Origin of the sequence: Methylocystis rosea, from assembly GCF_003855495.1 — a bacterium.
Classification (GTDB): domain Bacteria; phylum Pseudomonadota; class Alphaproteobacteria; order Rhizobiales; family Beijerinckiaceae; genus Methylocystis; species Methylocystis rosea_A.
The window spans coordinates 953702-968332 of sequence record NZ_CP034086.1 but is presented as its reverse complement, the minus strand read 5'-3'; the positions used below and the strand labels follow the sequence as shown (position 1 = coordinate 968332).

Here is a 14631-nt window from a genome sequence, read left to right as displayed (position 1 = left end):
ATATCAGCCGACAATGTACGCATAGTGTACAAAACTTAGCCGCACGGCGCCTCACGACTGGCCAGACTCGAACTCGACGCCAGGATGCAAAACGATTATTTTATGCGCATAATGGCATGCCAATTGCTGAGACAATGTTCAATCCGCCATCCATGAGGGCATGTCTGCGCAAATGAAGATCATCACGGCGATTATCAAACCCTTCAAGCTCGACGAGGTGCGCGAGGCGCTGACGGAAATCGGCGTGCACGGAATGACCGCGACCGAGGTGAAAGGCTATGGCCGACAGAAGGGCCATGCCGAAATCTATCGCGGCGCCGAATATATCGTCGCGTTCCTTCCCAAGGTTAAGATCGACATGGCGCTTCCTGAAGCGCTCGTCGATCGCGCCATCGAGGCGATCAGACTCGCCGCCTATACCGGCCATATCGGCGACGGCAAAATTTTCGTCTCGCCGCTGGAGCGCGCCATGCGCATCCGCACCGGCGAAACCGACTCCGACGCGCTCTAAGCGCCTTCCCCATCATCAATCAGGATTCACGATGCAGAGCTCGTTTGCGCGCGCGGCTATAACATTCGTCGGCGCGAGGATGCCGCGAGTCAGGTGGGATCGTTTTGGCGCGGCGCTTGGCGCAACCCTTGTGGCCTGCCCAGCCCTCGCGCAGGACGGCGGGGGCAAGATCGACGGCGCCGACACCGCCTTCATGATCGCCGCCACCGCGCTGGTGCTGATGATGACGCTGCCCGGGCTCGCGCTCTTTTACAGCGGCATGGTGCGCAAGAAGAATGTGCTCGCCACCATGGCGCAGAGCCTCATCGCCACCGCCCTCGTCTCGCTGCTGTGGATCGGCGTCGCCTACAGCCTCGCGTTCAGCGGCGAGGGCGCCTTTATCGGCGACGCGTCGCGGTCGCTTCTCGCCGGGATCGGGATCGACACGGTGAGCCCATTCGCCAAGACGATCCCCGAAATCCTGTTCATGCTCTATCAGATGACCTTCGCGGTAATCACCTGCGCGCTGGTCGCCGGCTCGGTCGCCGAACGCATGAAGTTCTCCGCCTTCATGCTGTTTTGCGCGCTGTGGCTGTTCATCGTCTATGTGCCTTCCGCGCATTGGGTCTGGGGCGGCGGATTTTTGCAGAAGATGGGCCTTCTCGATTTCGCCGGCGGCACGGTCGTGCATATCAACGCCGGAATCGCCGGCCTCGTCTGCGCGCTCGTGCTCGGAAGCCGCGTCGGATTCGGGCGCGAAAATCTCTCGCCCTTCGATCTCTCGCTGGCGGTCGTCGGGACGGGGCTGCTTTGGGTCGGCTGGTTCGGCTTCAACGGCGGCTCGGCGCTCGCCGCCAATTCCCGCGCGGTCTTCGCGATTGTGGCGACGCATCTTGCCGCCTGCGCCGGCGCGCTGGTGTGGAGCGGCCTGGAATGGTTTCAGCGCGGCAAACCGTCGGTGCTCGGCGTCATCTCGGGCGCCGTCGCCGGCCTGGGCACGATCACGCCGGCCTCGGGCTATGTCCTGCCTTGGCACGGCGTCGTCATCGGGATGATCGCCGGCGGCGTCTGCTATTGGTTCTGCACCGTCGCGAAATACAAATTTCGCTACGACGACACGCTCGACGTTTTCGGCGTGCATGGCGTCGGCGGCATCATGGGCACGCTGCTCGCCGGAGTCTTCGCCACGCGCGCGATCACGGCTTCGGAAGGCGATCCGGGCGTAGCGGGCCTGCTCGAAGGCGATCCGCACCAACTTTACGTGCAGGCGATCGGCGTCCTCGTCACGATCGTCTGGGGCGTGATCGGCACTATGGCGACGCTGAAAATTGTCTCGATGATCACGCCGCTTCGCGTGACTTACGACGACGAACGCGAAGGCCTCGACATCGCGCTGCACGGCGAAGCGCTGCATCAGTAGCGTTCCGCTGAAACGCAGGCCTCCTATGGCGTCATGGCCATGCTTGTCCCCGCCATTTCGCTATTAGCCGGACTGCTCGCGCCGAATTGCTTCCGCCAAAACGCTCTCATCCATTTGTTCGATGGTCTTGGCGAGGCCATCATAGCAAAGCATCCCGACGACATCATCGACACACGTCGTCTTCAAAACCGACGCCTCGGCAGGCGCGCCGTTCTCGATCGGCTCGTCATGGCCGGGCTTGTCCCGGCCATCCACGCCGTGGAGCTTATGCGAGTCCCTCATAGAGGTCCCCGATCAGGATGCATGTCGAGTATCAACCGCACTTTCCAAGCCCGCTTCCAATGCTTCATGTTCCGCTCACGTTGGGTCGCGTCGCGAATTTCCTCATGGGCTCGTAAAAAACGAGGAGCTTCGTCCGTATTGATTTGAATCCTTCGATCCGGACCTCTCGGTGTTCCATGCGCGGCTCTACAGGTGGCTCGTGACGCCGGTGTAGGCGTGCCGTTCGGCCTGCTCGTCATGATGTAAACCCCACCCGCCCGCAGGGGCTGCCTTACAAGGCGTGGATGGCCGGGACAAGCCCGGCCATGACGGCCTAAGCCTTACAACGTCAATTATTCAAGCGAAGTCCGCATCTTTACGCCCCCATATTTGGCGGCCATGTCCAACCACGCAATAGCTTCAAGTTTGCTGTTGTTGGTGCCTATCCACCAGCCATCCATCAGTTGTTCTGAATATTTGTCGCAAAGATGAGCATTGTCAAAAAGCTCATATCGATTGCGAGATACTATTCTCTTGGTGCGCTTTTTGGCCGATGATAGCTTTTCCAGCGTCCCGGGACGCAGTTCCTCAATCATTCGCAGTCCGCTTGAGAGGAGTTCCTTCTGCGAGTGACAAGTGGCGTTTTTACCCTCGACTTCAATCGAGTATAATCCGGTAATTCGCGATGAAGTGCTTCGGGCCTCGGAGGCTTGTGCGACCGGCGAAGGTCTCTTGGAAATCGAACCATCCTCCTTATAAGGAAGCGCGCGTTCCTTCGACAAATCAATTTTAATTGTCGGATTGAAAAGGTCACGGCCCAGCAGCAAAGTGCTGTCATCCAGAACACACACTTGCATGAGCCCTGACGGATCAGCCCCCTTAAGAAGATTGCACAACCTTCCACTTTCAATTGTTGTGAACGTCGCCACCCTCGCCTCCTCTTACCAAGCCACAGCACCTTATAAGGTTACTTATAAGCAACGTCGACGACCAACTAACTCAAGCGCCGCACACTTCAATTTATGGGGTAACATAATACCTTGTATCATTCTCCCAAGTACTTATTGGCTTTGACGGCCTATCGGGAAACAATTCCGCTTGACCCCTGCTGCCGCATCCCTTATCCAACGGCCTCCGAACACACCGTTCATACGGAATTCTCATTCATGTTTGGCAAGACCTATTCGGCGACCCCCGCCGACATCGAAAAGAAGTGGGTGCTGATCGACGCCTCCGGGCTCATCGTCGGCCGCCTCGCCTCCATCATCGCGCTGCGTCTTCGCGGCAAGCACAAGGCGACGTTCACGCCGCATATGGATGACGGCGACAACATCATCGTCATCAACGCCGAAAAGGTGGTGCTGACCGGCCGCAAGCGCGACCAGAAGGTCTATCACCACCACACGGGCTTCCCCGGCGGCATCAAGGAACGCTCGGCGAAGTTCCTTCTCGACGGGCGCTTCCCGGAGCGAGTCCTGGAGAAGGCCGTGCAGCGCATGCTGCCGCGAGGACCCTTGGGCCGAAAGCAGTTCGGCAATCTGCGCGTCTATAAGGGCGCGGAACATCCGCACGAGGCGCAGAGCCCACAGACGCTCGACATCGCCGCCCTGAACGTCAAGAATAGCCGGAGCGCCTGACCATGGCCGAGTCCACTCTTTCCTCGCTTTCCGACCTTCAGGGAAGCGTCGCCACGGCGCCCGAGTCGCCGCGCTATGTGCAAAAGCTCGACAAGCAGGGCCGCGCCTATGCGACCGGCAAGCGCAAAAACGCCGTCGCGCGCGTCTGGATCAAGCCGGGCCCCGGCAAGATCACCGTCAACGGCCGCGACGTCGAAGTCTATTTCGCCCGTCCGGTGCTGCGCATGATTCTGGCCCAGCCGTTCGGCGTCACCAAGCGCGCGGGTCAATATGACATCGTCGTTACGGTCGCCGGCGGCGGACTTTCGGGTCAGGCCGGCGCGGTGCGCCATGGCCTCGCCAAGGCGCTGACCGCTTACGAGCCGGACCTGCGTCCCGCGCTCAAGAAGGAAGGCTTCCTGACGCGTGACTCCCGCGTCGTCGAGCGCAAGAAATACGGCAAGCGGAAAGCCCGCCGCAGCTTCCAGTTCTCGAAGCGCTAAGCTTCGCGATCTTCAAGGCAAGCACTTTCAAAGCGGCGCTTCGGCGCCGCTTTTGTTTTGGTCAGTAGACGCAGATCTTGAAGTCGCTTCCGATCCAGCAGGCGGGGTCCTCCTTGGAGCGCTTCGCCTCTCCCCAGCGGGAGTTGATCCCGTCGGGGGTCAATCCTCTCACTTCCGCCACTCCTGGCAAGGTGACGGAGACGCTGATCAACGTCGCACCGTCGAAGGCGCTTTTTCCAACTGGCGTGATCGAAAAGCTGCCGCCCGTTTCAGGCGAAAACTCGCATCTCCCGTTATATGGCGCCGCGCCGGCGCCATTAACGACGCATCTCGCGGGTCGGGCGATCGCCTCGGCGAGCAGGAGCTGCTGCGCCATGATGAAAGACGCGATCCAAACAGCAATTTTTTTCATCAAATCCTCCCGTCGCTCCAAACTCAATCAATAGTCGTTGCAGCAAAGCCAGGGCTAATTTCCGCTCACTTTCAGTCGTCATGCCCCCGCTTGTCGCGGGCATCCACGCCAGACGATCGCGAAACGCATCGCGCGAAGACGACATGTGCGGCTCATGTTCTCACATTTGCTCTTGTCGTTGCGTGGATGGCCGCGACAAGCGCGGCCATGACGCGGTGAAGTGACGCCTTGTTATTCGACGTCCTGCCAGCCAAGCGCTTTCAATCGAGCCATTCATGTCGCCGCTCGTGTAGACCCGCGACGCCCATCAGTCCGACGACCGCCCCGAACATCAAATAGAACGCCGGCGCGATCGGCGTCGCGAGATAGTCGATCAGCCAGGCGACGATGAAGGGCGCGAAGCCGCCGAAGATCATGACCGCGACATTATAGGCGATCGCGAGTCCTACGGTGCGGACATGCGTCGGGAACTGCTCGGCGAGCGCCGTCGAGAGCGCGCCAAAGAGGCCCGAGAGAATGGCGCAGAAGGCCGTCTGCGCCACTGTCAGCGCCAACAGCGTGCGCTCGGCCTGCAGCCAGATGAACAACGGATAGACGCAAAGAAGCAGCATCCCGTAGGACGCGAGGAGCAAGGGCCGCCTGCCGATGGCGTCGGAGAGCGCGCCGATCAACGGGGTCAGCACGATCAGCAGCACAAGACCGGGCGCCTGGGCGATAAAGGACTGTGCGAGGCTCAGCCCCATCTCCGTCTTTCCATAGGTCGGCATGTAGACGAGGATCACGTAGAAGGAGATCGTCGCGCCGATCGTGGCGGCGAAACAGGCGAGAAGTCGATCGCCCCGCCGCCGAACGAGGTCGAGAAAAGCGCGCGCGGCGCCTTCTTCCTGCGGCGACGCCTTGAAGGCCGGCGTTTCGTCGAGATGACGTCTGACATAGAGCCCTACCGGGCCGATCAGCAGGCCGGCGAAAAAGGGCAGCCGCCAGGCCCAGTCGTGCAGCGCTTCAGCGGAAAAGACGCCAGCCACGAGCATGCCGGCGAGCGTCCCGAGCAGGATCGACAGGCCCTGCCCGACCATCTGCAGAGAACCGTAGACTCCACGCCGACCGGCGGGCGCGACTTCGATCAGAAATGCGGTCGAACTGGCGAATTCTCCGCCGGTCGCAAAGCCCTGCAGCAATCGGCCGATCACGATGAGCATGGGGGCGAAGAGGCCGATCGTCGCATAGGTCGGAGCGAAGGCGATGACGGCGATCGCGACGGTCATCACGAACATGATGAGTTGCAGCGCCGCCTTTCGCCCTTTGCGATCCGCGTAAAATCCGAAGAAGAGGCCGCCGAGCGGCCGCGTGCAGAAGCCCGCGCCAAAGGTCGCGAGCGCCAGCAAGAGAGAGGCTGTTTCATCTCGGCTTGGAAAAAACGCCTGCGCCAGAACGGAAGCAAAAAAGCCGTAGACGACGAAATCGTACCATTCCAGCGCATTCCCAATCACGGCGGCCGCGATCTGTTTGGGCGCTGGCGCTCTCACTTGGGGGAAGTTTTGGCGCACATGCATGCAAATTTCTCGATTGTCCGCGCGCGTGGCGTCGTCGCGTCCGCAGTCGCGAACCTGCTCTAGCGGGAAGACACGAGGCCGCCAAGCGGTCGCCGCGCAGCCTCGACGATCAGCGCGCCGACGACGCCGAGCGCGCCCATCAGCAGGAAGAAATACACGCTGGCGACGCTCGACCACAAACTGCCGAGCCATCCCGCCAGGAGATTGCCGAGAAACATCGATGTGAACCACACGCCCATCAGCGCCGAGCGCGAGCCTTCCGGCGCGACATGCGATACGAGCGACAGAGCGATCGGAGAAAAGTGCAGCTCCGAGACGGTGATGACGGCAAAAAAGGCGAGGAGCCAAAGCCAGCTCGCTGCGCCGCCGTCGCTCGTCCAGGCCGCGAACGCCATAACGCCGTAGCTCACAGCGACGCCGAGACAGCCAAGCGACATTTTACTGATCGTCGAGGGTTCGCGCCCAGCCCGAGAAAGCCGGCTCCAAAAAGAGACGAGCGGCGGCGTGAAGAGAAAGATCATCAGCGGATTGAAGGCCTGGAACCATGTCACCGGAATTTCAGCGCGCCATCCGAAAACATCGACGCTGCGGTCGGTGGACTGCGCCGCCCACAGCGCGATCGTGTTGCCCTGCTGCTCGAAGGCGGCCCAGAACAGCGCGGAAGGCGCAAAGAGCAGCATCAGGATGGTGAATGACCGGCGAAACTGCGCGCGCGCCTGCGCCGTCGGGGCGCGCCACTGGCCGCGCATCGGCTCGGGCGGCAGACTCGGAAGGCCCATCACATACGTCGCGAGGCCGATCGCCATGCCGACGCCGGCGCAGGCGAAGCCATAATGCCAGCCGATCGTCTCCCCGACCGTTCCGCAAACCAGCGGCGCGAAGAACGCGCCGATATTGATGCCGACATAAAAAATCGAATAGGCGCGGTCGCGACGGGCGTCGGTCGGCGCATAAAGCTCTCCGACCTGGACGGAGATGTTCGGCTTGAAGCCGCCGCAGCCCAGCGCGATGCAAAGCAGCGCGATCAGAAACAGGCGATCGTAAGCCATCATGAAATGGCCGATGGCCATCAACGCCGCGCCGATGACGATCGTGCGTGTGCGCCCCAACCAACGATCGGCGATCGCCCCGCCCAGAATCGGCGCGAGATAAACGAGGCCGGTGTAGAGACCGTAGATTTGCGAGGCGAAAGGCTGCGGGCCGAGCGGACCGGAAATCGTCTCGAGCCCGCGCTTCAAGGCGTCTAGCCCGAGCGCCGCGTCCATGCGCTCTGGCGTCAGCAGATAGTCGACCATGTAGAGGACGAGAAGCGCCCGCATCCCGTAATAGGAAAACCGCTCCCACATTTCGGAAGCGAAGAGAAAACCGAGCCCACGCGGATGGCCGAGAAAATCGTCGCTTCGCTGCATTCGCCCTGCCGGACCATCGTCGCGCCGGCCTGCGGCCCGCGCGGTTGCTATAGACGATGGCTTGATCGGCTCAAATGGCCCCGACGTCGAGGCCTGCCGCGACGAGCATCCCTAGTTCACGGCATTCCTCGACGAAGTCCTCGCGCCATTCGCCCCGGCAGATGAGCGGCTCGCGAACCGCGCGCCAGCGCAGGCCGGTCACGATCGTCTCGACGCCGCGCCGCGTTCCTGTTCCGTCGTGTCCGGCGCGAATGTAGAGCGCGTAAGGCAGGCCCTGCGTGCGCTCCAACAAGGGGTAATAGCAACGATCAAAGAAGTCCTTGAGCGCCCCGCTCATGTAGCCGAGATTTTCGGTGGTTCCGAGAATGACCGCCTGAGCGGCGAGAACATGCTCGGGCGTCGCCGCGAAAGGGCTGAGCGTCTCGACCTCGACGCCCTCGATCTCGGGCGCCCGCGCGCCGGCGGCGACCGCGTCCCGCAGCCGCTCGGTATTGCGCGACGGCGCATGCGCGACGATGAGCAGGCGCTTGGGCAATGAGCGCGGCTACCAGGGATGAAATTCTGGCACGTAAATAATTTTCATGAAGATCGCCAGGCCGATGACCGCGAACACAGCCAACAGCGCGCTGTATCCGATCACCGAATAGACCGAGACGTTGTAGACCGAATCCAAAAATCGCAGCGCGAACGCTCTCAGCGCGCCGTCTGTTTCCGTTACCTGTTTCGCCATAATCTCCCCTCCTCCTGGAGGCGGTCAAAACTCATTTCCTGAAAATCAATATAGAGCCCAGAACGTCGCCGTCAGGCCCTACTCGCTGGACGCGATTAGACAATCGCCTTTGTGGCTGGCGCTCCAAGCGCGTTTGCGCTTTTCCGCCAACTCGACGACCTGGGCTTTTTGCGCATCTGCCATCGATATCCAGCCGGCGATCTCGGCGCGCGTGCGGCCGCAGCCGACGCACACGCCGTCGCCATTGAGTTCGCAGATCTTTATGCACGGACTGTCGACCATTGGCTCCACTTTTGACTGCGCTTCGCCCGGATTGCGGCGGATGCGTCCCGCCGCGCTATAGGACGCAGCGCCGCTCGGGTCAAAACGCCCATGGATAACGCCCATGGATTTCGCGACAATCTTTTTATCCTGGTCCAAATCGATTAGATGCGGGCCATGACGACGAGAACGAAGATCTTCATCGACGGCGACGCCGGCACCACCGGGCTCGAAATCCGCGACCGGCTCGCCGGACGCAAGGACATTTCGCTCGTCTCGCTCCCGCCCGAGACGCGCAAGGACGCCGCCGCGAAACGCGACATTCTCGCTTCCGTCGACATCGCGGTTTTGTGTCTGCCCGACGACGCGGCCAGGGAAACCGTCGCGCTCTGCGACGCGCTCGGCGATGAGAGCCCGCGCCTGCTCGACGCCTCCACCGCCCATCGCGTGGCGGAGGGTTGGGTCTACGGCTTCGCCGAGCTTTGCAAAGGACAGGCGGCGGCGATCGCCCGCGCGCGCCGCGTGGCCAATGTCGGCTGCTATGCCACGGGCGCGATCGCGCTCATTCGCCCGCTCGTCGACGCCGGGCTTATCCGGTCGGACCAGCCGCTGACGATCAACGCGATCTCGGGCTATTCGGGCGGCGGACGGCAGATGATCGAAGCCTATGAGCGCGGCGAAGCGCCGGCCTTCGAGCTCTACGCGCTCGGGCTCGAGCACAAACATGTGCCGGAAATCATGGCCTATTCGCAGCTTTCCGAGCGGCCGCTTTTCGTGCCCTCGGTCGGCAATTTCAGGCAAGGCATGCTGGTCTCGATACCGCTCGCGCTCGACGCCTTGCCCGGCAAGCCCAAAGCCGAGGATTTCGAAGCCGCCTATGCGGGTCACTACGCGGAGGCGAAACATGTCCGGCTGGCGGCCGCGCCGACAAGCGGCAAGCTCGACCCGCTGGCGCTGAATGGCGCCGACGACATGGAGGTTTTTGTCATCGGCAATGAGGCGCGCCGCCACGCGCTTCTCATCGCCCGGCTCGATAATCTCGGCAAGGGCGCGGCTGGCGCGGCGGTGCAAAATCTCGACCTGATGATGGGAAAGACCGCCGTCGTCTCAGCCTAGACCGGCGGCGACCTCGGGCGCTCGCCTATTCGGCATAGGCGGTGGCGCCGCCCGGCAGTTTTGCAGCGACGTCCTCATAGCGGCTGGTGCGCTTGTCCATCATCGTCTCGAAGGCCTCGTGCACCTCCTGGACAGAGCGAACTTTGAGCCGGCGGCCTTGCTGCTCATAGAAGATCGGCCTGTTGGCGCGCGCCGGCCTCGGCAGTAGCGACGCCGCCGACGTGTGCGGCGCCTCGTCCATGGTCCGCATGAAGCGCTCGGCGTCGTCCGGACCCAGGAAGTGGATGAGGTAGGTTTCGCCGCGGGTCAGAGGACGGCCGATCTTCTCGGCGATCCTGGTGCTGTCCTTCTTAAGCATTTCGGCGGCGAGAACCGCGGAAAGATAGGGATCGTTGCGCAAGCCCAGGATTTGCGCCCGCTTCTGTCCGCTGACGCGCGCCGAATCGTCGCTGGCGATCACCGCCGCCGTCTCGCCGTGCCCATGGCGCCAACCGAAGGTTTTCATCGCCTTAAGCCAGGTCTTCTCGACGAATTGGAAGAGTCCGCTGGCGGAAGACGTCCGCGCCTTCGCGGTGGAGGAGAAATTCGACTCCTTGTCGGCGATGGCCATGAGCAGCGCCGGGTCCATTTCGGTCGTCTGCGCCGCCTTGACGACGCGCTCGACAATCGACTGCTGCACCTTGACGGACCCGAACCGCATCACGCCAGGCGTATCGAAGGCGTCGTCACTTCCCAGCCGATGCGACCAGGTGAGCGCCGCCTGCTCCAAAGAGAAATCCGAGTCGAGCGCCGTATCGTCATCGGCGGATTGCGTCAGCGTCGCCAGCGTCGTCAGCGGAGATGCGGCGACGCGGGCGCGTGCAGCGCGCGCGGTCCGCTCCGGACGACGAGTCTCGTCGCGCTCGGCGGTCATCGCCAGGACGGCCAGCACCGAAAGCAGGGTCGCGACGCAAAGCGCGCGCAACAAAGGAGAGCAGGATTGATCAAGTAGCAAGCCCGGGAGGGTCGCCTGGGGCGACGCCTTGGACTGCCGGCCTGAGCGAGGCGACGCGGCCTTCTCGTCCTTAGAAGGCGGCGGGGCGTTCGTCACCGTGACGGTCATGCTTCGCGGTTTCTCCACAATTACGCAAAGTTTGCGTAAACAGAAGGTTACCTGCGATGCGGGGCGAAAGATCGGCGGCCGAGGCCATGCTCGCGCCATATTTAAGGTCGCGCCACGAGCGCGCTGCAGCTGAAAAGCTTGTTAGTACAGGGCGTTACGCAGACAGGCTCTTCGCTGTCGCCACAATGACGCCACTAGCCGAGACGCGAACACGCGGCGTCCGCGTCTCGAAACGAGGCGAGTGTCCCTAAAAGAGATTCGACACTTTGGAGAGCATGCCCTGGAGCAGATGATACTCGGGGCCGGCGCTGGGCGTCGTGCGGGTGATGAAGTCGATCGGCTTTCCGTCTTCCATGCCGTAATCCGCCACACGCTGAACCTTCTTCGACTTGTCGAAGTAAACCGCGTAGACGCGCTGATCGGTAATATTCTGAGGCATGAAGGCGAACTGACGCTCGATACGCTGACTGACGTAATACCAAGCGTCGCCGCCGACAGTCGACGTCGTCGAGGGGGTGCCAAGGACCGTCATCACCTGCTGCGCCGCCATGCCAGGCTTGATTTGCCCGGTGCTACGCGAATCGAGGATGGCGCCGCGGTTGACGACGCCCTCATACCCGAGACAACCTGCAAGCGAAACCGCGAGGCCGGCCACAGCCGCCAAACGAGAAAAGACGCGCAAAGCTTGCGCCATGAATATCTCCGAAATCTCCCGCCGCAGCGCGCCTGCGCCCGGTCGATCGTCCTTCGCCAAATCCGTAATCTTCGAACGCAGCGAAAGCAAGACGGCTGTTCTCGGGCTGCGCCGCGCTGGCGTCCGTGCGCCAACGCACATATTTGATTATTGAACGCGCGCGACCTGGAGACGACGCCATGAACAACACTTTCGACTCGCATCCACCGCTTTCGCGCCGTCTCGCTGTCTCTGAAGTGCCGCCCGAAGGTCTCGACGTCGACATCCGGGCGACGCCGGCCGAATGCGCCGCACTGGCGCAGCACAATGCGCTGCCCGCTGTCCATTCGCTCCAAGCAGAACTGCGCGCGCGGCAACGGCGCGGCGATGGATTGGAGATCGAAGGCGAGCTTCGCGCCAGGCTTCGGCAAACCTGCGTCACGACGCTCGAGGAGTTCGACTCGGAGCTTGTCGAACCCATTCAAATGCGCTTTGCGCCGCCACCGGACGAGGCGCCGCGCAGCCGAAGACGACACGAAGAGTCGACTGAAATCACGTTGGATGAGGATCCGCCTGACCCATTGATCGGCGGCGTCGTCGATCTCGGCGCCGTCGTTTCCGAGTTCTTCACGCTGGCGCTTGATCCCTATCCGCGCAAACCGGGGGCGAATTTCGTCGAACCGCAACCTGGGGACGGAACGCAAGTAGTCTCGCCTTTCGCCGCCCTGGGACGGCTCAAACCGCGCCGCGAGGCTTGAGGCGAGACAGAATAGGCACTTGCGCCTATGGCCAGCAAATGGCAAGTCGCCCGCAAGGGCGGGAGCGCGAACGCGCTTCTCGGACGCGTCACAAAGGCCGGCCAAGATTTAAGGCGGCGAATCCAGGCGCGCAGTCGGGAGAAACGGGTTAAATGCCGCAAACTATTCGGATCGCGCTCGACGCGATGGGCGGCGATTTTGGTCCGAAGGTGACCATCGCGGGTGCCGCCAACGCGCTCGAACGGCGTCCCGAGAGCCGCTTTCTGTTGATCGGCGACGAGCCGGCGATTCGCGCGCAGCTTCAGCGTCATCCGCGCCTCGCCGAATGCGCCGACGTGCGCCACTCTTCGGTGTCGATCCGCATGGACGACAAACCGAGTCAGGCGCTGCGCTACGGGCGGCGGGTCTCGTCGATGTGGCTCGCGATCGAAGCGGTCAAGAAAGGCGACGCCGACGTCGCCGTCTCCGCCGGCAACACCGGCGCGCTCATGGCCATGGCGAAAATTTGCCTACATACGATGGCGCGCGTCGATCGTCCCGCGCTCGCCTGCCTTTGGCCGACGCTAAGGGGACAGTCCGTCGTGCTCGACGTCGGCGCCTCGATGGGCGCCAACGCCAGCCACCTCGTCGATCTTGCGATCATGGGCGCGGCGATGGCGCGAGTCATCCTGGGACTTGAGCGGCCGACCGTCGGCCTGCTCAACGTCGGCACCGAAGAAATCAAAGGCATAGAGGAAGTTAAGGCCGCATCGACCCTGCTGCGCGACCTCAACCTGCCGGGCTTCGATTACCTGGGCTTCATGGAGGGCGACGGCATCGGCAAAGGCGTCGTCGATGTTGTGGTCACCGAAGGCTTTACCGGCAACATCGCCCTTAAGACCGCCGAGGGAACCGCTGCGCAGGTCGGCGTCTATCTCAAACAGGCGATGAGCGGCTCTTTGCTCGCCAAGCTCGGCTATGTTCTGGCGCGCGGCGCCTTCCGCGATCTCCGGGCGAAGGTGGACACGCGGGCGACAAATGGCGGGGTGTTCCTCGGGCTCGAAGGAATCGTCATCAAGAGCCACGGCAGCGCCGATTCGATCGGCTTCGCGCGGGCGGTCGAGATCGGCCACGAGATGGCCGGCAGCGATCTTCTCAATCGTATCCGCGACACTGTCGCGCTGGCGCACCGCCTCGAGGGGCAGGACGGCGCCGATTCGACCAGTCCTCCCCGGGAAGCCGCTCAGTGACCACAAGCATGCCTCCATTACGTTCCGTCGTTCTTGGCGTGGGCGCTTATTTGCCGGCGAAGACGCTGAGCAACGCCGAACTGTCCAAGCTCGTCGACACGAGCGACGAGTGGATTGTGCAGCGAACGGGAATCAAGGAGCGCCACATCGCCGCGGAAGGCGAGACGACGTCGATGCTCGGAGAAATGGCCGCGCGCGACGCGCTCGCCAACGCTGGAATTACGGCCGACGACATCGACCTGATCGTCGTGGCGACATCGACCCCCGACTGGACCTTCCCGTCAACAGCGACGCAGATTCAAGCGGCCCTCGGCATTACGCATGGCGTGGCGTTTGATCTGCAGGCCGTCTGCTCGGGATTCGTTTTCGCCGTCGCCACGGCGGAGAAATTTTTGCGCTCGGGCTCGCACAAGCGCGCGCTTGTCATCGGCGCCGAGACATTCTCTCGGATCATCGATTGGACCGACCGAACGACCTGCGTGCTGTTCGGCGACGGCGCCGGCGCAATGGTGCTCGAGGCGCGACCCTCGCAGGGCGGGTCAGAGGAGCGCGGCGTGCTGACGACACACCTGCGCTCCGACGGACGCCATCGCGCGAAACTCCATGTCGACGGCGGCCCTTCCGCGACTCAAACCGTCGGTCATCTGCGTATGGAGGGGAAAGAGGTGTTCCGCTTCGCGGTTGGCCAAGTCACCGACGTCGTCAAGGACGCTTTCGCCGCGACGGGACTGACCCCCGAGGATCTCGACTGGTTCGTGCCGCATCAGGCGAATCGCCGAATCATCGACATGTCGGCGCAAAAGCTTGGAATTGCGCCGGAAAAGATCATCGCTACCGTGCATTTGCACGGCAACACCTCCGCCGCGTCGGTGCCTCTGGCTTTGGCCGTCGCCGCGGCGGACGGACGAATCAAACAGGGCGATCTCGTCATGCTTGAAGCTGTCGGGGGCGGCTTTACCTGGGGATCCGCGCTGATACGCTGGTAAGCTGGCGTAATACAACAACTATTCCAATGTAAACAACTATTGTTAAGAATATTGCACACGCGGATACAAGCTGCGCTTGATTTCCGCATTCAATTCTGAAAAATTCCGACAA

The 14631-nt window shown here is 62.4% G+C and carries 18 protein-coding genes; 8 read left to right on the top strand and 10 right to left on the bottom strand.

Going from position 1 to position 14631, the window contains the following annotated elements:
- Nucleotides 1-160: 160 nt before the first annotated feature.
- Nucleotides 161-511, top strand: a complete 351-nt coding sequence (locus tag EHO51_RS04560; protein ID WP_281024505.1) for a P-II family nitrogen regulator — start codon at nt 161-163, stop codon at nt 509-511.
- Between the two features lie 79 nt (nt 512-590).
- Nucleotides 591-1910, top strand: a complete 1320-nt coding sequence (locus EHO51_RS04555) for an ammonium transporter (protein WP_124737898.1) — start codon at nt 591-593, stop codon at nt 1908-1910.
- Nucleotides 1911-1973: 63 nt separating this feature from the next.
- On the opposite strand, the gene EHO51_RS04550 is transcribed toward EHO51_RS04555, so the two are convergent.
- Nucleotides 1974-2192, bottom strand: a complete 219-nt coding sequence (locus tag EHO51_RS04550; RefSeq protein WP_124737897.1) for a hypothetical protein — start codon at nt 2190-2192, stop codon at nt 1974-1976.
- Between the two features lie 332 nt (nt 2193-2524).
- Nucleotides 2525-3100 carry a hypothetical protein gene (locus EHO51_RS04540; RefSeq protein WP_124737896.1) on the bottom strand — a complete coding sequence of 192 codons (576 nt, stop codon included), beginning with the start codon at nt 3098-3100 and terminating at the stop codon, nt 2525-2527.
- Nucleotides 3101-3337: 237 nt separating this feature from the next.
- On the opposite strand from EHO51_RS04540, the gene rplM reads away from it, so the two are divergent.
- Both rplM and rpsI read left to right on the top strand, forming a co-directional pair.
- Nucleotides 3338-3808: a 50S ribosomal protein L13 gene (gene rplM / locus EHO51_RS04535; protein ID WP_029651914.1), complete on the top strand. Its 471-nt coding sequence runs from the start codon at nt 3338-3340 to the stop codon at nt 3806-3808.
- A gap of 2 nt (nt 3809-3810) precedes the next feature.
- Entirely contained in the window at nt 3811-4290 is a 480-nt protein-coding gene (gene rpsI / locus EHO51_RS04530; RefSeq protein ID WP_018407795.1) for a 30S ribosomal protein S9, read from the top strand.
- A gap of 61 nt (nt 4291-4351) precedes the next feature.
- Here rpsI and EHO51_RS04525 read toward each other — a convergent pair whose 3' ends face one another.
- The 6 genes from EHO51_RS04525 to EHO51_RS04500 form a co-directional block, all read right to left on the bottom strand.
- Nucleotides 4352-4702 (bottom strand): hypothetical protein, encoded by a 351-nt coding sequence (locus tag EHO51_RS04525; RefSeq protein WP_124737895.1) that lies wholly within the window; start codon nt 4700-4702, stop codon nt 4352-4354.
- Nucleotides 4703-4962: 260 nt separating this feature from the next.
- Nucleotides 4963-6255, bottom strand: coding sequence for an MFS transporter (locus tag EHO51_RS04520; RefSeq protein ID WP_124737894.1), 1293 nt, complete (start codon nt 6253-6255; stop codon nt 4963-4965).
- A 59-nt stretch (nt 6256-6314) separates the two neighbouring features.
- Nucleotides 6315-7664: a peptide MFS transporter gene (locus EHO51_RS04515; RefSeq protein ID WP_124737893.1), complete on the bottom strand. Its 1350-nt coding sequence runs from the start codon at nt 7662-7664 to the stop codon at nt 6315-6317.
- Between the two features lie 70 nt (nt 7665-7734).
- On the bottom strand, nt 7735-8199 hold the full coding sequence (locus EHO51_RS04510) for a flavodoxin family protein (RefSeq protein WP_124737892.1): 465 nt from the start codon (nt 8197-8199) through the stop codon (nt 7735-7737).
- A gap of 9 nt (nt 8200-8208) precedes the next feature.
- Nucleotides 8209-8394, bottom strand: a complete 186-nt coding sequence (locus tag EHO51_RS04505; RefSeq protein WP_124737891.1) for a hypothetical protein — start codon at nt 8392-8394, stop codon at nt 8209-8211.
- Nucleotides 8395-8472: 78 nt separating this feature from the next.
- Entirely contained in the window at nt 8473-8781 is a 309-nt protein-coding gene (locus EHO51_RS04500) for a DUF1289 domain-containing protein (RefSeq protein WP_245434740.1), read from the bottom strand.
- A gap of 51 nt (nt 8782-8832) precedes the next feature.
- On the opposite strand from EHO51_RS04500, the gene argC reads away from it, so the two are divergent.
- A complete protein-coding gene (gene argC, locus EHO51_RS04495; RefSeq protein WP_164479343.1) occupies nt 8833-9771 on the top strand; it encodes an N-acetyl-gamma-glutamyl-phosphate reductase in 939 nt (312 codons plus the stop codon).
- A 25-nt stretch (nt 9772-9796) separates the two neighbouring features.
- On the opposite strand, the gene EHO51_RS04490 is transcribed toward argC, so the two are convergent.
- Both EHO51_RS04490 and EHO51_RS04485 read right to left on the bottom strand, forming a co-directional pair.
- Nucleotides 9797-10873 (bottom strand): transglycosylase SLT domain-containing protein, encoded by a 1077-nt coding sequence (locus EHO51_RS04490; protein WP_124737889.1) that lies wholly within the window; start codon nt 10871-10873, stop codon nt 9797-9799.
- 247 nt (nt 10874-11120) lie between these two features.
- The gene (locus tag EHO51_RS04485; protein WP_245434739.1) at nt 11121-11567 is read right to left on the bottom strand and encodes an outer membrane protein assembly factor BamE; all 447 of its coding nucleotides are present in this window, start codon (nt 11565-11567) and stop codon (nt 11121-11123) included.
- A 179-nt stretch (nt 11568-11746) separates the two neighbouring features.
- On the opposite strand from EHO51_RS04485, the gene EHO51_RS04480 reads away from it, so the two are divergent.
- The 3 genes from EHO51_RS04480 (at nt 11747) to EHO51_RS04470 (ending at nt 14519) form a co-directional block, all read left to right on the top strand.
- Nucleotides 11747-12304 (top strand): YceD family protein, encoded by a 558-nt coding sequence (locus EHO51_RS04480; RefSeq protein ID WP_124737887.1) that lies wholly within the window; start codon nt 11747-11749, stop codon nt 12302-12304.
- Nucleotides 12305-12456: 152 nt separating this feature from the next.
- Nucleotides 12457-13533 (top strand): phosphate acyltransferase PlsX, encoded by a 1077-nt coding sequence (plsX, locus tag EHO51_RS04475; protein WP_124737886.1) that lies wholly within the window; start codon nt 12457-12459, stop codon nt 13531-13533.
- Nucleotides 13534-13541: 8 nt separating this feature from the next.
- Entirely contained in the window at nt 13542-14519 is a 978-nt protein-coding gene (locus EHO51_RS04470) for a beta-ketoacyl-ACP synthase III (RefSeq protein WP_124740041.1), read from the top strand.
- Nucleotides 14520-14631 lie beyond the last annotated feature (112 nt).